Raw genomic sequence first — 22,166 nt, 5'->3', positions numbered from 1 at the left:
GGTGGGAGCGGTGGGCAGAGGCGGCGGACGGGGGCGACGGGCTGCGAACGGTAAGCGGGAAATCACGTGAAGTGTGATTTCCTAGACGCACATATTGGGTAAGCATCCTTACCAAACCCCATAACATTTGAAAAGGCACCCTCCGGGTGCCTCTTCTTTTACGCGAGAATCGCTTTCTTCGCAGACTCTAGTGCCCCAATGACCTTGTCGCACCACACATCGAATTCCGGATCTTCCCGCTGCAGCTCAGGATTAGCTAAAATATTAGCGATCGTCCGTTTCATCCCTTGATCAAATCGCGTTGTAGCCACGAATTCGGGCACAAGCCGTTTCAACTTTGCGTTGTCGAAAACAACGGAGTTCGCTTTATCCCCAAGCAAGCCTCCACGGTAGTCCTGTGCACTGCAAGCGTCAAGGAACTCAGACGACACATGCACCGCGTGAAGCTTCACGCCAAGCGCATCAGCGATCGCTTCGTAGATCTGATTCCACGTTAATGTCTCATCCGATGTAATATGTACAGATTCCCCAATGGCGTGAAGATTGCCCATGAGACCAATGAAGCCTTTTGCAAAATCACTATTATGCGTCATCGTCCATAACGATGTTCCGTCACCGTGAATGATCACAGGCTTGTTTTCCAGCATACGCTTGGCCACCTGCCAGCTCCCTTTCGTCCCGTGGACGCCAAGAGGAATTGAGCGCTCATCATACGTATGACTCGGTCTAATAATTGTTATCGGAAAGCCTTGTTCCCTGTACTGCTTCACTAAATACTCCTCACAGGCGATTTTATTTCTAGAGTATGCCCATAAGGGGTTGGATAATGGCGTTCCTTCCGTGATCCGGTAATCAGATAATGGTGTCTGATACGCGGAAGCCGAGCTGATGAAGATGAACTGCTTCGTTTTACCTTGAAAAAGACGGTAATCCCGCTCCAGCTGGGACGGCTCGAACGCGATAAAATCTGCGACCACATCGAACGATAAATCCGCGATTAGCTGCGCTACGCGCTCCTCGTCATTAATGTCCGCTTGCAGGATACGCGCACCTTCTGGCAAGTCCGCATTGCGCGTGCCTCGATTCAACAAATATAGCTCACAACCTGCGGCTAGCAGTTGTTTCGTAATCGCCGAGCTGATGGTGCCCGTGCCGCCAATAAATAGTGCCTTCATGATTTCGCCTCCGTTATCCCCATATCCATGTATGTATTACGCCTGACTCGTCAGAACTGTGTCTGTCAGCTGCTTGTACTTCACATACCAGTCATTCCACATATCCTTACGTGAGGCAATCGTTCTACCCGCTAGCAACGCTTCAATCACATCTAAACACACATGCCACCCAGCCAAATCTCTTGGCGTGTGCTCCGTTATCTTATGTAAGTACTCACTGAACACGAGACGACATCCACCGTCTGACTCCGCATGAAGTTCGAAACGAACGCGATCCTCATCCCACGCAAAAGCCAACACCTGATCTTGGCTAAGCTCAAGAATGTCCATGGGAATAACCGTCCCGTCCGGCATATTGAACTTTATCATGCCGCCTTCACGGAGTTCGCCTACCTCTAACTCGGGAAACCACTGCGTAAGCTTGTCATTTTCCGTCAACCATGACCAGACTTCCTTCACACCATGCTGCCAATGACGCTCATAATGGGCCAAATATCCACCTTGAGCAGGTTGCAGATCAGCTATCATGCGATGCCTCCTCCATTTTGTCCTATTAAAAGTACAACCGAGTGTCCTAGCTTCATCTTACCTGTAGATGCGGGTTTAAATCAAGAAATAACCAAAAAAGCCGAGGTTAGGGCCCCGGCCTTTCTGTTCAAGCTTTTATGCTTTTTTCGCGGACCATAGGGACTCGATTTCTTCCAGAGATCTACCCTTCGTTTCGGGCACAACGCGCATGGTGAAGACGAACGTCACCAAGGAAAGGATGCCGAAGATCCAGAAGGTTATCGCTGGACCGGCAGAGCTAAGCAGTGGAGGGAACGTCTGCGAGACCACATAATCTGCGATCCACAGCGCCATCGATGCGATAGCCGTGGCTTTGCCGCGAATACGATTCGGGAAAATTTCGGACATGATCACCCAAACAACGGGCCCTAAGGACACCGCGAAGGAAGCTACGTAAAGTAGGATAAAGACGAGTACAAGATTCCCTGATGTGTGACCCGTGTGGAACGCAATGCCAATCACCGCTAAGCAGATCGTCATGGAAGCAGAACCGACCAGCAGCAGCACCTTCCGGCCCACTTTATCGATGAGCCATATCGCAAGGATCGTGAAGAGAAAGTTGATTAATCCGACCAGAATCGTCTGCGTCAGCGCAGCATTCGTGCCTGTGCCCGTTTGTTTGAAAATCTCTGGCGCATAGTACATAACGGCGTTGATGCCCGTCACTTGCTGGAGAATGGCCAAACCCACACCTACGATTAACGCAAGCCGCAGCGCTGGGCTGAACAGTTGGCGAATGGAGCCATTTTCTTGTTTAAAAGATTCCTTGATCTCCATCACTTCTTTTTTAGCCAGTTCTTCTCCATGAATGCGCAGCAGGATCGGAAGTGACTCGGCAGCTCTTCCTTGCTTGATCAACCATCTTGGGCTTTCTGGTACAAAGAATAGCAGCACTAAGAACACTAAGCCAGGAAATGCCCCGAAGCCGAACATCCAACGCCAGCCCGACGCAATATTCCAGGCCTCATCGGAATGATTCGCAATGCTGGTATTGATGAAATACACGAGGAAAATCCCCGTCACCGTAGCAAATTGATTCAATGCCACCAGTCGGCCGCGATATTTCGCAGGTGCGATCTCCGCATTATACAGTGGGCAAAGCGTTGAGGTGATCCCAATGCCGAGTCCGCCAATGATACGCGCAATAATATACCCCGTGAACGTATCCGGGATCGCAGATCCAATAGAGCCAATAATGAAAAGCAGCGCCGCTGCAATGAGAACCTTTTTTCGACCAAAACGATCACTCAGAACACCAGATGCTGCTGCACCTACAATGCACCCAATAATTAAGCTGGAAACCGCCCAACCTACCTCCACTTCACTAAGCGTAAAGCGTTCCTTCATGAAACCCACCGCTCCTGATACAACGGCCGTATCGAAGCCGAATAAAAGCCCGCCGAGCGCAGCAACGATAGAGACAAGCGTGACGAATTTTATGCTAACTTGTTGACTTGAATTGTCTATTTGTACACTCATAATGATGGTCCCTTCTGACGTCTACCGCACCTTCATGCGAGTCTTTAATCTTACATTTTGTGTGAAGCGAGACTCATTATAGCATGGGTAATATGACAGCTGGTGAACCATTCCCTGCACTAATTTGTGATATACCAGCATAAAAATAATCCGATTCAGACTCATGCCTCTCCTCAGCCTCCGGCTAGCACATTCTTGTCCCTAAATAGCAAAATAGTCCTTGCATCAGCATGGACTATTTTCCCTTATTGCCCCGTGCGGTACTCCGTAGGGGTAACACCTGTTACCTTTTTGAATACGCGGCTGAAATAATTCGGATCTTTATATCCGACCAAATAGCAAACTTCCTTCAGACTAAGCTGACCCTCGCTAATGAGCTCCTTGGCCCTCTCAATACGCAGTCGTGTGACATAGTCGATAAAAGTTTCTCCGGTTTGCTGTTTGAACACTTTGCTAAAATAGTGGGGATTCAAGTGGACAAGTTCAGCCACATCCTCGAGTGAAATGTCCTCCTGAAGCTTCTCATGAATGTAAGTCAGCGCGCGATCTAGCACCGTCCACGTCTGGTGTTCACGCTCCTCGCGAATTCGCCGAATGGCTAGCTCCACGTAGGTGCGCTCCGATGAATTGTCGGCGGTACGCTGTTCGCCCAAACCCCGTTGCCCTTCCGCAGGGAGCCCTTTCAGTTCCTCGAAGGACCGCAGGTTGCCCCACTTTTTATCATAGGTCGCTGCAAATACCGCTTCCAAGTAGGACGTTCGGATCCCCTCCATCTCATATCGAATGGATCCGATGCCAATATTCACATCAATGCTACGTACTTGCCGCAGATGTTCTACGAGCTTCACACCTAGGGAAGCCGCTTCTTCTCGCAAAACCTCCGTATTCAGCTGAGCGCGGTCTACTAGAAAGATGGCCATATGCCAATGCACCATCGAGCTGACTACACTTCCGACGCGATTCTTGAGAAAACCTTTCGTGAAGGTTTTGACGGTTTCGTAGATTTTCTTTTTAGCAGCACCTACTTCCTTGTCGGATATATGCCCCAACTCTGGCAGAGCAATTACTAGCCCACATCCCTGTTCGGTGGAGATTTCCAGTATTTCAGCCAAATACCCGGCATCTGTTTCATTCACAGAATCGGACATAATGACCAGCGCCATTTCCGTTTCGGCCAAAGGGAGCAACTGAAAATAGTTATCCCGCATCGCGAGCTCCCCCTCCCGCTTCCGCCCTTCTTGCTCGATTTCGGCAACTAAGCGCTGCAGGAGCTCAACAATCTGATCCCTTTTGGCCGGCTTGACTAGATAGTCCTTAACCCCTAAGGATAGCGCCTCTCTGGCATACTCGAATTGCTCATAGGCGGTTACTAAGACCATTTTCGTCTGGGGATGTCCCGCTTTGATTTCTTTTAATGCCTCTAATCCCTGAATACCTGGCATACGGATATCCATCAGGATGATGTGGGGACGGTGCTCGTCCGCTTTTTGAATGGCAATACGGCCGTTCTCCGCATGAATGACCTCAAATGTATTTGGCATCATCCGTCCGACGATCCATTCGATGCCTTCTCTCTCTAATGCTTCATCATCGGCGATCAGTAAGCGATACATCTCCAACTTCCTTTCCATCGGCGGGCAGCCGCAAGACGACCTTCGTCCCTCGGCCAGGATCACTTTGAATGCGGACGAGATCCTTTTGTCCATAAAATAAAGCTAATCGTTTGAACACATTTCGTGTTCCTAAACCTGTGGACTGGCCACTGGGGTGGGGAACCTGAAGTTCCCCATCCACATCAAGCAGCGCTTCACGGATCTCCTCGCTCATTCCTACCCCATTATCTGAGATCGCGACTAGCGTTTCACCGCTCCCTCGTGTAATCGTAAGCTGAATGACGGCTCCTTCTTCCATTCCCTCGATGCCGTGTACGAACACATTCTCAAGTATCGGCTGCAGCGTAAGCATCGGTATGGGAACGTCTAGTCCGCCCTCGTCAATCTCCAGCACAAACTGTATGCGATTTCGGAACCTTGCTTGCTGGATGGTGAAATATTGCTTGGCGTGCTCCACCTCATCCCTAAGCCTCACAGGTCGATCTAGCTTTCGTAAATTATAGCGGAGTAGATTCGACATGGTGACCGTCAAATCGCTCGTTTGCTCTGCGCCCTCCAACAGGGCAAGCTTGGACAACACATTCAAGGAATTGAAGAGAAAGTGCGGGTTCATTTGATTTTGCAACACCTCGAGCTCCATTTCTTTCAACTGTTTGTCTTTCTCCAATCCTTCCGTTTCCTTCACAATAAGCGCTTTGAGATTATCTTGCATATGTCCAAAAGCTCGTGCTAACACGCCAAACTCATGCTCTGCAGGCAAGTGAGGAATGGGTGCATGCAGATCACCGTTGGACATTTGCTGCGCTACCTGAGCCAGCTGACCAATCGGTCTCGAGATACCCCATGAAATGCGATAAGCAAGCACAATACTGATCAAGGTAGTCAGGATGAAAATAACGACACCCCACTGATTCATCCCCTCCGTTTGGATCAAAATTTGCCGATAGAGTGGCTGATAGTAGCTCAACTCCAAATCAATCAACTGGTAGCCTTCCTGTTGTATGAATGTCGCTGTCCGTTCTGCTTCTTCATAAAAGGCTGTATACGCTAGCGGATCTGGGCTGCTGGTTGCTTGGATCACGCCTGCTTCTTGTGTCATGAAGGTATCGACCATATGGGTATAGCTGCGGAACGTGAGATCGGTCGCTGGAATCGTGTTTTGTGAAGCTAATTTCTGCTGCAATACCTCCAACGCCTCCTTCTGGCGTAAAAAGGCCAACCGGCTCTCCTCGCTTCGGTCCAAGATATAGCCGTTCATAGCACGAAGATTGTCCTGCGTTTGCCCGGCAATTTGCTTGTACAATAATACCCGATTGAGCATAACATTATAGCTTTCCTGTACGGATCTGCCACTATGAAAGATGAAGTAAGCCACGGCATTATTCAAAATAAACAACGCAGGCAGCACAATAAACAACATGCGACGTATGTTCACGGGGAACTCACAGGTGTTAGCGTCTTCGCATCGAGGATGTAGGTGCCTATAACATGTTGTTGAGGTAATGCGCTACCTAGGAAATGAGAAGCTAGTAGCTGGACAGCTGCAGAACCGATTTCATGTGGTTGCTGCACAATGGAAGCCTTGATGGTTCCTTCGCGGATCCCCTGCCTTGTCGCTGCGATATCATCGAAGCCGAACACGAGCGTGTCATTCCGATGCGCTGCTTTCACCCCTTCCACAATGCCTGGGGCATCTAAGGAGCTGAAACCCACCATCGTCTGAATGGCGGGATATTGTTTGAGCATCGCCTCTGTATGCTTCGCGGCCTGAATGCGGGATATATTCGATGCGCGGATATCTATAATTTCAAAATAGGGCATATTCGCAATAGCAGCGCGGAATCCCTCTAAACGCTGCTGCTGATTCTCTGCCTGCTCACTCCCGATAATAACGCCGATTCGCCCCTTGCCGATTGCTGCCCCTACTACGAGCTCCCCCATCCGTCTTCCCGCTTCCCGATTATCTGTGCCCACATAGGTCAGTCTTCGGCTGTCCGGTTCATCCGCATCTAACGTAACCACAGGAATGCCTTGATCGATCGCTTTGCTGATCAACATGTCATACTGCGGCTCCTTAATCCCTTGCACAAGAAGGGCATCCGGTTTCGCTGCAATCGACTTCTCCAAGAGGCTCGTTTGCTCAGTTGGATTGATACGGATTGGACCCAAGTAATCAATCTTCATACCACGGCTTGCTGCGGCTTCACTCGCGCCCTTCTCGACCGTTCGCCAGAATGGGTTGTCCAGCTCTTGGGCGATGAGCACAATGTGTTTGAACGACTTTTCCACTTCGCTCTGCGGCTCCATCTGCCCGACGAGCCCGCCAATATGCACGGTGGATAGGAGGAATTGAAGCATCACATAGCAAAAAACGAGAAATAAGCCTAGCAAACCGAGCGTCCAGCTTCTATTCCGCATGGTGTCACCTCCTAATCAGCGCATTCGTCCGCTAGAGGACGCATTTTGATTAGTATGAACCCGGTGAGGGTTGCACATGCAGGGTTTGCCATAAGGAGGAACTTTTAGGGGGGCTTGTGAAGTCTAGAGTGGGGCTGAGGATCTAAATGAGAAAATGTGAGCGTCTAGGTAGATTTGGATGAGAAAGTGAAGGAGTGTGTGGTCGCGGAATGGGATACAAGTAAAGAGCAGCAAGTTGCTGATTAGCTGGAAAACCTCCATCTATTTTCGATATTTTTGCCTCGATTTCTGGATTAGATGGATTTCATACAGGTAATTCCTCTATATCCAGCTCAATGGTGCATATGTGTTCGAATTAGCTGTATGTTTTCCAGTTAAGCAGAGAATTGGGCTGAAATCAGCAGAATTAGCTGCATATTTTCCATTAAGTTGCGTTGGGGGAGAACCCCCAAGAGTGTTTATAGAGTTTAGCGTAAGTTTTGAGTGAGACCTCAGAAACCCGCACCCCTTACCCCCCTCCACATCGAAAGACTTTCGTAAGATTTAGGAAAGAGTCCTGCATGATGTGTCTAGTAAGATAAGCGTATGAAACTTATTGGAGGTACACATATGAACCGTTTGAGCATTCAACCCGTTGTCGAAGTACGCAATCTGACGAAGCGGATTCGACATAAGAACATCGTGGATCAGATTAGTTTTGAGCTCTTTCCTGGCGAAGTATTCGGCTTCCTCGGGCCCAATGGTGCTGGCAAAACAACAACCATCCGTATGATGGTCGGCCTCATCGGTATGAGCGACGGCGATGTCGCAATCAGCGGCCACAGCATTCGCACAAGCTTCCGGGAAGCGATTCGACACGTCGGTGCGATTATCGAGAATCCGGAGCTCTACAAGCATCTCACCGGTATGCAAAATCTGAAGCAATTCGCTCGCATGGTCGGAAATATCCCACAGAGCCGCATCGACCAGATCGTGCAGCTAGTCGGGCTGTCAGCCCGCATTCACGATAAAGTGAAGACGTACTCGCTCGGCATGCGCCAACGGCTGGGCATCGCCCAAGCCCTGCTCCATAAGCCCGCCGTGCTCATCCTCGATGAGCCGACCAACGGTCTTGACCCCGCAGGCATCCGCGAAATGCGCCAGCTCGTCCGTAAACTGGCCGCTGAAGAAGGCATCGCGGTGATGGTATCCTCTCATCTGCTCGCCGAAATGGAGCAAATGTGCGACCGCTTCGGCGTCGTAACCGAAGGGCGTTTGCGAACGACCTTCGCACTTGCAGACTTTCAGACGCAGACGAACACACAAACACTCGAAGAGAAATATATCGAGCTCACGGAGGTTGCCAACTATGCTTAATTTCATCAAACTCGTGCAAAATGAAGGCATTAAGATCTTCACCAAAATCGGAACTTGGGTGATGATCGCCTTCATTCCGATTCTTGTTATCGCAGTAGCCTTTCTCTGTAAGTATGCAAATCAAGACGAGCTTACCGTGAACAATGTGTGGGAATTCTTAGACTTGTGTCTTTCCGCCATTCCAAATCTCATGGATATTGTCACGTTGTTTACGATTATCGTTGCCGCGGGCATCGTAGCCTCCGAGTTCTCCGGCGGTACGATCAAATTACTACTGATCCGACCCTTCAGCCGCTCAACGATCTTACTTTCCAAGTTCACGACCGTCCTATTGTTCGGGTTAGGTCTAATGCTATTGCTTTTATTGACCACTTTTCTTACAGGTGGCATGTTTTTCGGATTTGACGGTGCTTCCGAGCTTCATGCCGGGGCTGCGTTCTCGAATGTGGCTTACTCCTGGAAAGCTATCGGCTACAGCGGCATCGAAATGATTGTCATGGTCACACTAGCGTTCATGTTCTCTTCTGTTTTTCGTGCAAGTTCCATGGCCATCGGGATTTCCTTGTTCTTCTTATTGACCAGCGGGCAATTAGCCTACGTGCTCAAACAATTTGAATGGTCCAAATTTCTGATTTTTGCCAACACGAATTTGCTGAGTTATGTGGATGGCAAACCGCTCATAGCCAGTATGTCTTTACCTTTTTCCTTGATGATGTTGGCCTGTTATCAGCTGCTCTTCCTCGCTCTAGCTTGGTATGTGTTCGCGAAGCGTGATGTTTCTATATAAGCTACATTCGTTTCATTATGAGCGGACAAAGCGGTATACTGGAAGCATATGACATAAAGGTGGAAATGACATGGCTAATCACATTTTGCTTGTAGAAGATGACCCGGCAATTGCTGAAATGGTCCTGGGCCATTTAACCAAAGAGAGTCTCACCGTTCGACATGCCCCTGATGGGGAAGCGGCGCTGCGGCTCTTTGCCGAGGAAGCTTTTGATATGATACTGCTGGATCTGATGCTGCCTGGAGTCGATGGCATGGAAGTGCTGCGCAAGGTACGGAGCGGAAGTACTGTGCCTGTACTCATTTTGTCTGCGAAAGATAGTGATGTTGAGAAAGCATTGGGTCTCGGCTTTGGAGCTGATGACTATTTGGCGAAGCCATTCTCCCTTATTGAGTTGTCGGCACGTGTAAAAGCGATTTTGCGGCGGGCTTCCCAATATGCCAGTCCTTCAGCACAGGTTGAGCAAGCCTTGTTGCGTATTCATGAGCTGACGCTTCATCCCGATGAGCATCTCGTGACCAAAAATGATACGACCCTCAACCTCACGGCGAAGGAGCTTCTTATTTTAAAACTATTGATGTCCCATCCCAAACGCGCCTTCTCCAAGGAGCAAATCTATCGATCGGTATGGAATGACGCTTATTATGACGATGTGAATGCGATTCAGGTCCATATTTCCCGCCTACGGGAGAAGATTGAGGACGATCCGGCGCACCCGCGCTACATTAAGACCGTATGGGGGATTGGTTACAAAATGGGGGATTTCTGATATGGACATTGTATGGCCCAGCCTGTGTATCCTTCTTGGGATCGTTATCTTCGTTCAAAGGAAGATCAGAATCGACCAATCTCGTCATCTCCGCTATTTGCAAACGAAACTAACCGATATTCTCGATCAGGAATCTTCAGAGAAGGTTCATCTTCATACCGAATCCACCCAGCTCCAACGCTTACTCATTGTCATAAATCGACTCCTCGATGCGAATCGCAAAGTGGAAGCTGACTATACCCGCAAGGAAAATGCGATCAAAAAGATGGTCGCCAACATGTCCCATGACTTGAAAACACCGCTTACGGTTGTGCTCGGCCTGACAGAAACACTCGTGCATGACCACGCTGCCAGCGAGGAGGAGCGGAAGCGTCTCTCCCTCAAGGTTCACGAAAGAACGCTCGACATCCTCAATCTGACGAATCAGTTTTTCGATCTAGCGCGACTGGAATCCGGTGATCGACCTGTCCCTTTATCCAAAATCAATCTGAGTGAGGCTTGCCGGAACGGCATTCTTTTCTATTACGAATTAATTGAGTCACAAGGTCTCGAAGTCGATGTCGCCATACCCGAAGAGCCGATCTATGCGTATGGGAATACGGAGGCACTCGGGCGTGTGCTGCAAAATCTACTCTCCAACGCAATCCGTTATGGAAACGATGGCGGGATTATTGGCATCACGTTGCGACAAGATGAGACTAGCGTTTATATCGACGTGTGGGATCAAGGAAAGGGGATTGACGAACGAGATCGCCTGAATGTCTTTGAGCGCCTTTACACGCTGGAAGACTCCAGAAACCAGACCTATCAGGGCAGCGGCCTAGGTCTCACGATTACAAAGCGGTTAGTTGAACTCATGGAAGGGAGTATTTCCCTGCAGAGTATTCCCCATGTGAAGACCGTATTTACGGTCCGTTTTCCCACAATCCGCTTTTGAAAGGAACCTGATCCGATGAGTATCATTCTTCAAACCAAACAATTGTCTAAATTGTACAAAAAGACCGAAGTTGTCTCCGGTGTCAACATGCGCGTTCGTCGCGGGGAGATCTACGGTTTTCTCGGCCCGAATGGTGCGGGCAAAACAACGGTCATGCGTATGCTTACGAATCTAATCCCGCCGACTAGCGGTGAAATTGAATTGTTCGGGGCTCCACTAACCCCCCACTCTTACGAAACAATGAAACGGATGGGCAGCATTATTGAGTATCCGATCTTCTATGACCATCTGACTGCACGCGCTAATTTGGAGCTGCACTGCGAATATATGGGCTATTACGATAAAAATGCTATAAGCGAAACATTGGATCTCGTTGGACTGTCCGACATTGGCAATAAGCCCGTGAAGGATTTCTCACTTGGTATGAAGCAGCGTCTTGGCATTGGCCGGGCCATCTGTACGAAGCCCGAGTTGCTCATCCTCGATGAGCCCGTCAATGGCATGGATCCATCGGGGATTCGTGAAATCCGCGATCTATTTCGCATGTTGAGCAAGGAATTTGGCATGACGCTGCTCATTTCTAGTCATATTTTACAGGAAATTGAGCAATTAGCCGATACGATCGGCGTCATTAACCATGGGAAGCTGCTCGAAGAGGTATCCATGGAACAGGTGCGTGGACGGCATAACGAGTATACAGAAATTGTCGTGACGGATGTGCCGCGGGCTGTGCTTGTCCTGGAAGATAAGCTGGCTATCGTTAATTATAAAATTATGGATAACAGCACCATACGCATCTATGATCCCCGCCTTGCACCTGTCGAGCTTAATCGCTTACTCGTGCAGCATGAGATTGGCGTTGAGGCGCTGAACAAGAAGACCCGCTCGCTCGAAGACTATTTCCTCGGGGTCATCGAAGGAGGAAACCGTGATGCTTTGGAAGCTCATTAAGCTGGAACTGAAGAAAACGAAGTGGCGCGGGCTATTGCTTGGCGCCATGATCACCAATCTCCTAGTAGCACTCTGGGTTATTGGCAGTGACGTGCCGAATAATGAAGTCAGAACCTATGACCGCGTTTTCCAGAGTATTATGAACTATTCCGGTATTAGCTTCATCATTTTCGCTTCCGTGCTCATGTCCCGAATGGTCATCGATGAGTATCGGAACAAAACGATTACTCTACTCTTCGCTTACCCCGTGCCTCGAAATATGATTTTCTTAGCCAAATTAATCATTATTGGAGCTTGGACCTTCGCCACAGAGTTACTCAACAATATCTTTGTGGTGATCTCACTCCTGATTGCCAATTCACACTTTCATTACATGACCGAAACGTTGACCCATGATAGGCTGATCGCAGAGGCGATTCGCATGCTCATCTTCGCCTTCACCTGTGCAAGTGTGTCCTTAATCCCACTGTACTTCGGCATGTTTCGGAAGACGATGCCAGCTTTGATCGTCAGCGCATTCGTTCTCGCTAACTCTTCAATGGTGATCGTCAATAACCTCTCTGTCGAAGAAGGTTATGGTATCTTTATGATGGCAGCCTTGGTATGTTTCACTATCGGGGTTCTTATGGCCTACGCAGGCGTGCGGAGGAGTCAGTTGTAGGTCGGCTATTCAAACATTACCCTATTGAGCCCGTATCTGAGCGTTCCTCGCTTTGAGAGGGCTTTTTTCACTATCTATGAACTGCATGATGTCCATCTATCTGTACAAACTAGGACAAACAACCAAATTTATCAGTTTGACAGTACTTTATCAGTGCTTCTATAATAGTTCGTATACGAATTATTCGCCCACGAAATTTAATTGAAGGAATGAATGAACATGGACGATCAGCAGCAACAGCGTACCCTTGAAATCATTCGGTCCGCGCGCGAGGTCAAACAAGCCTTTCACCAGGTGATGAGTAAAGCTTACCAGCATTTAAATATCACACCGATTCAATCATTCGTCCTTCGAAAGCTGAGCGAGAAACCTGGCATCACGCTATCGGAGTTAGCCGAATGCATTCAATTGGGCAAAAGCACGACGAGCGGCATTATCGATCGCATGGTCAGAGATCAACTGGTATCCCGCGAACAATCCAGTACAGACCGCCGATCGGTCACCCTTAAACTGCTAGACAAGGGCGAGCTGTTGCTTCAACGTGTGCGAGAAAACCAAGTGGAGCGCATGTCTCCGCTCTTGCAAATGTCCGATGATGAAATCGACAGTTTGCTTCGTATTCACCAAAAAATTGTGCGCATCCTGCACCAAGAACTGGAGGAAGATTCTACGTATGAGTAATGCAGTCACGAATACCCTACGAAGAGGCCCGATTGTTGCCTCCCTGCTGATCGCGGCTTTCGTCGCCCTTTTAGCTCAAACCTTATTGAATGTTGCCTTGCCGAGCATGATGAAGGATTTGAATGTCAATGAAAACACCATTCAATGGTTGATCAATGGTTATATGCTCGCGAACGGTGTTCTCGTCCCGATCAGTGCCTTTCTCATTTCTCGCTTTACGACGCGAAAGTTATTCTTAGCAGCATCCGGATTTTTCGCACTTGGCACCATCATTTGTGCCTTCTCCCCAGGCTTTAGCCTTTTATTGACTGGGCGTCTCGTTCAGGCGATTGGCGCTGGTATTCTCATGCCGCTGATGACGATCGTGTTCCTAACGATTTTCCCTGTTGCGGAACGTGGGAAAGCCATGGGTCTTATGGGTCTTGCCATGATCTGTGCACCTGCAATTGGACCGACTTTATCTGGATGGGTCGTTGAGCATCATTCCTGGCGTGTGCTGTTCTATATCATTTTGCCATTATCCTTATTTGCATTGATTTTCGGCGCTTTTTCCATGAAAAACGTGATCAAAACGTCTACACCTAAATTCGATATTCTTGGCGTCATTTTCTCTACTCTCGGCTTCGGTGGATTGTTATACGGATTTAGTGATGCTGGCTCCGATGGTTGGGGCAGCGCCACGGTTGTTAGTTGCTTAATTATTGGTGCGGTAGCCTTACTTCTATTCGTATGGCGTGAGCTTAGAATAGAGAAACCACTCCTCGAGCTTCGCGTGTTTAAATACAGCATGTTCTCCTTAACCACTGTCATTAATGTCATCATTACGATGGCGATGTTTTCTGCAATGGTCTTGCTGCCAATCTTCTTGCAAAATATCCGTGGATTCTCACCGTTGGATTCTGGACTACTGCTACTCCCAGGTGCTATCCTGATGGGCATTATGTCCCCTGTGACGGGTATTATTTTCGACAAAATCGGAGGACGTTGGCTGGCTGTCATCGGTTTGACGATTACAACGATTACAACTTACGAATTCAGTCACCTTACTGTTGATTCTACGTATTCCCATCTGATGCTGATTTACACCCTTCGGATGTTCGGTATGTCCATGCTGATGATGCCCATTCAAACAGCAGGCTTGAATCAACTGCCAAGACGTCTGAACGCGCATGGTTCGGCAATGTCCCAGACACTACGGAATGTCGCGGGGGCGCTCGGCACAGCACTTCTCGTTACAATTATGACGAACACAGCAACTTCCCGTGCGAAAGACCTTGTTGTCGCAGGCAAAATCGATCCAAAAGACGCCGTAGCTATGGCCGACGTTACGCATCATGCTACGGTATATGGGATCAATTTCTCCTTTGAAATCGCAACATGGATGACGCTCGCCGCGCTGGTGCTGGCCTTCTTTATTAGAAAGACTACCCCAGCTGAAGAACCTAATGTAGAAAAAGCTGCATAAGGGAGCAAAAATCTTCCTTTCGAATAGAACGACAAAAAAGGTCATCTGCAAAGATGACCTTTTTGGCTATGTTCTTTAGTTGATGAATTCCGCATATTGCAGCAATCTCTTCAGCATAACAACCGCTTGTGCGCGGCTAGCATTGGCTGATGGTACGAATGTGCTATCCGTCATACCGGAGATAATCCCCGCTTTCACGGATTGTGAAACGGACGTCTTCGCCCAATCACTAATTTGTGAGTTATCATTAAATTTGTTCAAAAATTCAGCTTGTCCTTCAACTGTTTTACCAGCAGCGCTCAATGCTTTTGCTACCATCACGGCCATTTGCTCACGGGTGATTGGTGCGTTCGGTTGGAAAGAACCATCTTCAAAGCCGCTAACAAGCTTCGCTTGAACAGCTGCGCCAACAGCGCCTGCGAACCAATCCTTAGCGCCTACATCTTTGAAGGAGGCTGCGCCTGCGTTTGACGTAAGGGCCAACGCACGTACAAGCAACGTTGCAAACTCAGCGCGTGTGATATTCGCTTCAGGAGCAAAGCTTGCATCGGTTGCCCCGCTAACGACCAGCTTAGAAGCTAGCAATTCGATGTCGGATTTCGCCCAATGTCCTTTGATATCTTCAAAAGATTTAAAGGAAGTAACCACGGAATAAATACTGTTACCGTTTCTTTTGATATTCGCTTCTGTTGTTCCATCCGCATTCACCGTGAATGTCGTAGGCACGAAGGTAATCTCACCTGTTACGGGGTCATAAAGCACACCTGTCGCGTTCTCCGGCTTAACGGTTCCTGTGTATACGATTTGACGCTCCACATAGACGCTTCCGAAATTGTTCACATCGAATTTCTTGCCGTTGCTTTCAGCCGTAATGCTGAAATCAACGGAGTGCCCTAACGAGGTTGCGCCTTCTTCTCCCGCGCTCTCTTGAATCAGCTTCTCCAGATCCGTCCCCATAACCGAAATGTTAAGGTGAAGGGTTACACTGGAGCTATCTGTACCCAAAGACTTGGCAAGGCCCGCAATATCCAGCACCGATAAAGGAAGTAAGTAGGATTCCTTACCGGAATAAATGCGGATTTGAGCGTCGGGAGCGCTCTTCATACCTTCTACAAGCACTGAAGCTGGAATATCAATCGTTGTCTTTCCGTTCGTTTCAACCGCATTGATTTTGATCGCAATGATTTGCTTCTCTTCAGTCTTGCCTTGGTTTTTAAGCTGAACAAACGCATCGCCTAAAAATTTGTTATCAATCGTCACGGTAGTCGTCGACTTCCCGTCAGGAACAGTCACTTTATTGAATTTGATGGCATCGGGATTGATTTGGACATTGCTGGTTGTGATGATGTTGCTTGGCTTTGTGGAACTTCCTGCACCATCAGTTCCGCCAGTCCCACCAGTTCCGCCAGTTCCGCCAGTTCCACCGGTTCCGCCAGTTGGTAATGCATTAACAATAAAATCTTCCGTATCTACCGTATCTCCGTAACCTGCAACCACTTTATATGTCCCTGCAAGTTCGCCGCTGCCCACAATGAACGTATCTGTGAATGTGCCATTCGTAACCTTAGGAGCATCGAAGAAGAACACACTTCCCGTTGGACCAATCACCTTCAAGATCACTTCCGCGTTCGCGGATGTCCCGGTTATCGTTACTGTTCCGCCTAAAGTTATCGCTGTAATTGGCGCGATGGTGACTTGAGGCGCTGGTGTTGCTAGTGCAGATAGAGGCGCTATGGCTGTACTAGCGAATGCTATGGATAGCGCTATGGATGAGCTCAGAATCAGCTTTAAAGGTTTCACTGGTTTATTTCCTCACTTTCTGTAACTGTTGAAACTGCCCGAATGGGCAGTTTCAATGTGTTTTTATGACTCATTTGGATATCCGAACCATGCATCAAATTCTGCGTCAGAGATTTGCTTCGCTAAGTTGACACCAACACTTAATGGGCTGTTGCTATACTCACTTACTACGAAAGCTCTCACCTTATACTTAGCGTTCGTTGCTGCATCTGCTACGTTAAAGTTGGCTGTGAATGTTCCTGATCTAAAATAATCTGATTCCGCAGCAACAATGCTAACCGGTGTTTGATCATTCATCAATTGGAAAATGACATGCAAATGTCCACCGTCCTCATTTTCTGCAATCTTCACCTTAGCCGTTATTCCACTAATCGTATCTACTCTCACTGGCGTTATATAGTAGGAATCTTGACTATTCATAGCATTCATTCCATTTGTGTAGCTAGTGTTAAACCCGTCTGAGTAAATTCTGATCTGATAATAAGAATCCTTCTCTAGAACTCCTTGACGAATGGTTAATTTCCCCGCACTAATCGTATACTCACTTGGCGATAAAGTTCGATCAGACCAGTTATAGGTACCCTCTGCTAACACAACACGTTGAATTTTACTTCTCCAAGTTGCGTTTTCATCGAATGTTAGAACACTAGTCGCATTGCTGAAAAACGATCCCGTTAAATATGGAGGCTTATTCGTTGTATTCAGATCTTCCGTTACTGTATCAGTAGTCAATACTACGCCAGTTGAATCTTTAAGCGCATTTGCGGCAACTTTAATTTGCAAATTGCCTTCGATGACCTGTGAAAAATAGACAGTAATACTACTTTCGTCTAGGATAACGCCATCCTCCAATTGAAGAGGTAAGAACGTCACGCCTTTATCCGTTGAGTAGGTTACATAATCCTTGAGATGAGAACCCGTTCCATTGATTGTATTGTCAACCAGATGTCCTTGCCGAGTCGTATAATATATTTTCACTGAATGCTGAGATACCAAGAATTGATAGTACATTTGAGGCTCGTAATAACTATTTGGCGAAATTGGCTCCGTTGTAATCGCATCTGTCAGATCTACATTGTTTTCAGATGTAAACGCACCGGCTGATACATGAAGCTGAATATTGCTATCAACAAACGCGTTGACGAAATGCAGCACAACTTTATTCTCACTATACGTAATGGATGTAACGGTATTTATCGGTGTGAGAGCTTCATCATCCTTCGAAAGGGTAATCGCTGCTTTAAGGTCACCAACAAATGCTGTATTGATCTTTACATTTTTGTCAAAATATAAGTTCCAATCGTGATTCAGGTTGTCAATGGTTGAACTAACATACTGAGGTGCACCAATGCCAGTGACATCGATATAATTCGTTGTGATCCCTGTGTTTAGAACATTGCCTGCCTCATCCATTAATGCTCTCTCAGAAATGGATATCTTGTTTGTAGCTCCTGAAAGTGCTGAATTTAAGGTGATAATTAATTTATTGCCGTCTGTTTGCGCAGTCCCGTAATTCGTTAGTTGTTGAAAACCATTTTCACTTGTTTTAAAATAAACGAACTCAGCTAATGGTCTAGGTGTGCACACCCAACCCCAATTCCAACTACAATTTTGTTCATTCGGATTCACAAAAATTGCCTTATTAAAATTCAGCGTCACGACATGACCGTCTGCATTGACCTCAAAACCTTGATAAACAGGTGCATTATGATCGTCAACGGTAATCTCATCGGAATTGATTACGTCAGCAGTTACGATACCGTTGCTATTTTTCAGCGTATTTGCCGCGATCTTCACCTGATATTTGCCTGGTGTCAACGATTCGAAGAAATGAATACGAAGATTACTGCAACCATCATTGTCAATAGAAACGGTATCATTTGGAGCTAATGCTGCGTACACTCCAAACTCACTTGTAGTCTCATTATATTTTGAAATCGTTACAGCTGCCTTTAAAGCATCCGTATTTCCCGTACTGAAAGCATCCTGGGAAAGGTACAACTTTAACTCTGAATTCGTTATTATATTTCCATCATCTAAATCATTCCGTTCAAACTCGATCGGATTTGCATTCAAACGGATACATAGATCGCTTGCATTTGTCTTCATGTTTCCACCAACAAATTGCAATGACTCTGCTGCGATTCTAATCGTCGGCTTTTCAGTTATAGGTACTTGGAAGTGGATAGTCATTGTATTGCCAGATAGTACAACCTGATCCGCAGCTGTAAAAGGGATATATTCGCCGCCGCGAGCTAGTTTATAATCCACAGACTTATATACATAATCCAATACGGATTGTACTTCCCCGTTAAAAGTTATCGTTACGAGATCGCGCTCGTTGTTAATCGCCGTGCTAACATTCTCTGGTGTACCCAAATCATGTGCAGCGAACACATTGCTAATGATATCAGATGTCTGATCTTCAAAAGCACCTGCCTTGATGCGAATTTGGTTGCTATCCCCTGACAAATTGGAATCTAAGTGTAACGTTACAGTTACCCCATTCACATCAGGTGCGTTACAAAAATCGTCATAAAAGAAACCATCATACGTTCCTTTATACTCAATCAAGTTCTCATTCAGCAAAGTCACAGGTTTGTTGAATGTCAGGACTATATCTTCGTTGTCATCACTAGCAGCTGCACTCACGGTAAGTGCTGGGTCATTATCGGCATAAGCCGTACCCGCAAAGCTCGTACTAAATGGTGAGATAACCACCGCTAAAACTAGCAGAAAAGATAATAATCTTCCCAACACTAGCTTCCTTAATCCCTGATTTTTCTTTATCATGGAACAATCTCACTCCTATCAATTTTTGTCGAAACTCTATTTCTACTGGCAATTATAGACTTTACACCCATAAATAAAATGTAACTAAAGTTATAGTTATGAAAATAAATGTCGAAAAACCCATACTTTTGTCACGTATGGGCTCATGATTCCTATGCAGCTAGACCTATTACGGCAGCATTCTCAACTCTTTCATTCTAGCAACTGTTTGTACGCGTCGTTTGATGCCTAACTTCCCATACAAACGATTGATGTGTCCTTTTACCGTACCTTCCGTGAGTCCGAACCGTTCGGCAATTTCCATATTGGACAACCCATCTACGATGGCTAAAGCGATGTCCAATTCCCGATTCGTCAGTGGATCGATGAGAGATTCGGATGGAGTAACCATCCTATCTATGTCTGGCACTATCTCGGCACGAGCCCGCTCCACCGTTTTAACCAATCTCTCCTGTACAACAGGCTTCACGATGTAATCGAAGGCATATACATCAAAGGCAGATAAGGCGTATTCCTTGTGTGAGGTTATGAACACAATTTTAGTCGCTCGCCTACTCGCCCGCACACGCTCCGAAAACTCTAAGCCATTTTCCCGCGGCATACTAATGTCTACGAAAACCATATCCACCTCATGTGTGGTTAAGTATGCGTAAGCTTCTTTCGCATCTAAGAAGCAACCCACAACTTCGATGTCTGTCATTTTGGCGAGCATCCGCTTCATGATGAGATGCATCGCCTTCTCATCGTCGATCAGGATGACTTTCATCTCTCTCGCCCTCCCTCATAACCTGCTAGTTTTGCTGACGCCCCAGGTCTTGTTGGTATAGTGAAATAAAACGTAGTTCCTTGCAAGGGTACACTCTCGAACCAGATTTCCCCACCATTTAGGTGAACAAACTCCTTGCATAGGGTTAACCCCAGTCCGACACCTCGTTCTCCAGCGGTTCCCATTGACGAAGCTGGATAGGACTCTTTTAATAGCGTATTCGCCTGATCAGAGGTCATACCTTCCCCTGTATCGCTAACCGAAACAACGACGACATCTGCTTCATAGGCGACTCGTAACCGAATTGTGCCTCCGATAGCCGTGAACTTAATCGCATTGGATAACAAATTACGGATAATGAGATCCAGCATTTCTTTATCTGCGTACACGAAAGTATCCACAGGAATTTCATTGATCATCTCAAGCTGCTTACTCTCACTGCGGACCTGCATCATGCGCAAGTTTGTCTGTACGGTTTGAGCCAAGTCTCGTTCAACTGGTTTGAAAATCATGCCACCCCTCTGACTCCGAAACCAGTCGAGTAAACTCTCTACCAACGTAAACGTATTCTGAATCTGTTGGCTCATTTCAAGTACAATCTCTTCATAATCCCCCTCGACATCATGCAAATCGTCTTCCATAATTTCTACTAAATTGATAAGGACAGCCAATGGATCACGAATATCATGTGCCACGACGTTAAACATTTTATCCTTGAAGGTATTCAGTTCACTTAATTGCTTAGCATTATCGCGTAAAATCTCCTCCGATCGTACCATTTCCGTGACATCGCTTATCAAGAGCATTTTGCCGGCAGGCTTTTGCGCATGATCATGAATATAGGACATGTGAACATTATAGAATCGCCTATCTGCTAAACCCGATATTGGAATTTTACTTTCCATTGAGGGTCCCTGTAATACCCTTTCAAGCAGAACCGGGTATTGAGAGAAAACCTGACCAGCTGGCTGCCCGATCCAATTCGGATCAATGCCTGCAATAACACGCTTAGCTGACTGGTTGAAGCTCGTCAGGATGTTATCCAAATCAAACACCATTACTGCATCCTGCATGGAGGCGAATACCTTTTGCAGTGCCAAAGGCGCTAACCGCAGCATATTGAATTGGTAGATCCCCCATAAATAGAAGATGCCTGAGAATATAAAGCCGAATGGAGAAATATCGATTGGCAGGTAGAATAAGCCGCTTAAATAAATCAAAGTAAAGCCGTACGGACCCCATGAACCAATAATCATAAACGCGATTTGTTTCTTCATTCGGGGTGTTGCTTTACGGAACATTTGGATCAACATGCCCATACCGACTACCAAAAATGAATACGAGTAAGCAACATGCAGCTTGTATAGCGGTCCTTTTTCCATGATAACGAGAGGGAAGCCTTCGGAGTAATCTAATCTCATACTTGAATAAAATAAATGATGCCACTCATTCGTATTATGGGAAATAAAGGTGATCATCGGTACAATCATGAGGAGTGAAACAACCCATTTGCTGACAAATTTTTGTCGACCTGTATACTGTAGAACGAGTACGAACCACAAGATGGTGCCAAATGGAATCCCGATATATTCGATGCGCAGCCAAAAACGGATTTGCTCTAACGATGTACTAACGACTTCAAAAGCGTAGCCGAAGGTGTAGAACGCTCCCGTTAACACACCTAAACCATAGCTGATTGCAATGGGAAGCTCTCTTCTTTTCCAACAAAGATAGGCAATAACCAATGAACAGCAGGTCGCGGCAATTAGGAGTACGGATAAATACGCATTGTAACTCATTGCTCTAACCCCCATGCAGGAACCCTCTTTCATTCCTCATGTTCTATGTTATCAAATCTAACGCGAAAATTGTTGGATTTTATCGAAAAATGTAAAGTATTTATCTAAATGTTTACAATTTATAAATTATAATTCACCATCCATTGATA

Annotated in this window: 18 protein-coding genes; 8 read left to right on the top strand and 10 right to left on the bottom strand. The window is 46.8% G+C overall.

The window, feature by feature from the left end:
- Window positions 1-158 precede the first annotated feature (158 nt).
- The 6 genes from L6I86_RS30665 to L6I86_RS30640 all read right to left on the bottom strand — a co-directional run bounded on the left by L6I86_RS30665 (window position 159) and on the right by L6I86_RS30640 (window position 7,252).
- A complete protein-coding gene (locus L6I86_RS30665; RefSeq protein ID WP_236292362.1) occupies window positions 159-1,175 on the bottom strand; it encodes an SDR family oxidoreductase in 1,017 nt (338 codons plus the stop codon).
- Between the two features lie 36 nt (window positions 1,176-1,211).
- Window positions 1,212-1,703, bottom strand: a complete 492-nt coding sequence (locus tag L6I86_RS30660) for an SRPBCC family protein (RefSeq protein WP_236292360.1) — start codon at window positions 1,701-1,703, stop codon at window positions 1,212-1,214.
- A 135-nt stretch (window positions 1,704-1,838) separates the two neighbouring features.
- Window positions 1,839-3,221, bottom strand: coding sequence for a sugar porter family MFS transporter (locus tag L6I86_RS30655; protein ID WP_236292358.1), 1,383 nt, complete (start codon window positions 3,219-3,221; stop codon window positions 1,839-1,841).
- Window positions 3,222-3,466: 245 nt separating this feature from the next.
- Window positions 3,467-4,834 (bottom strand): response regulator transcription factor, encoded by a 1,368-nt coding sequence (locus L6I86_RS30650; protein ID WP_236292356.1) that lies wholly within the window; start codon window positions 4,832-4,834, stop codon window positions 3,467-3,469.
- Window positions 4,809-6,269: a sensor histidine kinase gene (locus L6I86_RS30645; RefSeq protein ID WP_236292353.1), complete on the bottom strand. Its 1,461-nt coding sequence runs from the start codon at window positions 6,267-6,269 to the stop codon at window positions 4,809-4,811. The genes L6I86_RS30650 and L6I86_RS30645 overlap by 26 nt, the downstream gene beginning before the upstream one ends.
- Complete coding sequence (locus tag L6I86_RS30640) at window positions 6,266-7,252, bottom strand: substrate-binding domain-containing protein (protein WP_236292352.1); 987 nt, start codon at window positions 7,250-7,252, stop codon at window positions 6,266-6,268. The genes L6I86_RS30645 and L6I86_RS30640 overlap by 4 nt, the downstream gene beginning before the upstream one ends.
- 609 nt (window positions 7,253-7,861) lie before the next feature.
- Between L6I86_RS30640 and L6I86_RS30635 the strand changes: the two genes are divergently transcribed.
- From L6I86_RS30635 to L6I86_RS30600, 8 genes are all read left to right on the top strand, one after another.
- Window positions 7,862-8,608: an ABC transporter ATP-binding protein gene (locus L6I86_RS30635; RefSeq protein ID WP_420851954.1), complete on the top strand. Its 747-nt coding sequence runs from the start codon at window positions 7,862-7,864 to the stop codon at window positions 8,606-8,608.
- On the top strand, window positions 8,601-9,395 hold the full coding sequence (locus L6I86_RS30630; protein WP_236292351.1) for an ABC transporter permease: 795 nt from the start codon (window positions 8,601-8,603) through the stop codon (window positions 9,393-9,395). The genes L6I86_RS30635 and L6I86_RS30630 overlap by 8 nt, the downstream gene beginning before the upstream one ends.
- Before the next feature lie 70 nt (window positions 9,396-9,465).
- Window positions 9,466-10,164, top strand: coding sequence for a response regulator transcription factor (locus L6I86_RS30625; protein ID WP_276574916.1), 699 nt, complete (start codon window positions 9,466-9,468; stop codon window positions 10,162-10,164).
- A gap of 1 nt (window position 10,165) precedes the next feature.
- Window positions 10,166-11,101, top strand: coding sequence for a sensor histidine kinase (locus L6I86_RS30620; RefSeq protein WP_236292350.1), 936 nt, complete (start codon window positions 10,166-10,168; stop codon window positions 11,099-11,101).
- A gap of 15 nt (window positions 11,102-11,116) precedes the next feature.
- Window positions 11,117-12,052 carry an ABC transporter ATP-binding protein gene (locus L6I86_RS30615; protein ID WP_236292349.1) on the top strand — a complete coding sequence of 312 codons (936 nt, stop codon included), beginning with the start codon at window positions 11,117-11,119 and terminating at the stop codon, window positions 12,050-12,052.
- Entirely contained in the window at window positions 12,033-12,713 is a 681-nt protein-coding gene (locus tag L6I86_RS30610; RefSeq protein WP_236292347.1) for an ABC transporter permease, read from the top strand. The genes L6I86_RS30615 and L6I86_RS30610 overlap by 20 nt, the downstream gene beginning before the upstream one ends.
- 219 nt (window positions 12,714-12,932) lie before the next feature.
- A complete protein-coding gene (locus tag L6I86_RS30605) occupies window positions 12,933-13,394 on the top strand; it encodes a MarR family winged helix-turn-helix transcriptional regulator (RefSeq protein ID WP_056622476.1) in 462 nt (153 codons plus the stop codon).
- A complete protein-coding gene (locus tag L6I86_RS30600) occupies window positions 13,387-14,859 on the top strand; it encodes a DHA2 family efflux MFS transporter permease subunit (protein WP_236292346.1) in 1,473 nt (490 codons plus the stop codon). The genes L6I86_RS30605 and L6I86_RS30600 overlap by 8 nt, the downstream gene beginning before the upstream one ends.
- Before the next feature lie 75 nt (window positions 14,860-14,934).
- Here the strand turns inward: L6I86_RS30600 and L6I86_RS30595 are convergent, their stop codons facing one another.
- The 4 genes from L6I86_RS30595 to L6I86_RS30580 form a co-directional block, all read right to left on the bottom strand.
- Window positions 14,935-16,659, bottom strand: coding sequence for an S-layer homology domain-containing protein (locus L6I86_RS30595; RefSeq protein WP_236292345.1), 1,725 nt, complete (start codon window positions 16,657-16,659; stop codon window positions 14,935-14,937).
- Between the two features lie 63 nt (window positions 16,660-16,722).
- Window positions 16,723-19,452: a hemoblobin-interacting domain-containing protein gene (locus tag L6I86_RS30590; protein WP_236292344.1), complete on the bottom strand. Its 2,730-nt coding sequence runs from the start codon at window positions 19,450-19,452 to the stop codon at window positions 16,723-16,725.
- A gap of 169 nt (window positions 19,453-19,621) precedes the next feature.
- Window positions 19,622-20,218, bottom strand: a complete 597-nt coding sequence (locus tag L6I86_RS30585) for a response regulator transcription factor (protein WP_236292343.1) — start codon at window positions 20,216-20,218, stop codon at window positions 19,622-19,624.
- Window positions 20,215-22,017 carry a sensor histidine kinase gene (locus L6I86_RS30580; RefSeq protein ID WP_236292342.1) on the bottom strand — a complete coding sequence of 601 codons (1,803 nt, stop codon included), beginning with the start codon at window positions 22,015-22,017 and terminating at the stop codon, window positions 20,215-20,217. Before L6I86_RS30580 ends, L6I86_RS30585 begins: the two co-directional genes overlap by 4 nt.
- Between the last annotated feature and the right edge of the window lie 149 nt (window positions 22,018-22,166).

This window comes from Paenibacillus allorhizoplanae (genome assembly GCF_927798215.1).
GTDB lineage: Bacteria > Bacillota > Bacilli > Paenibacillales > NBRC-103111 > Paenibacillus_E > Paenibacillus_E allorhizoplanae.
This window is presented reverse-complemented; position numbering and strand designations above follow the sequence as displayed.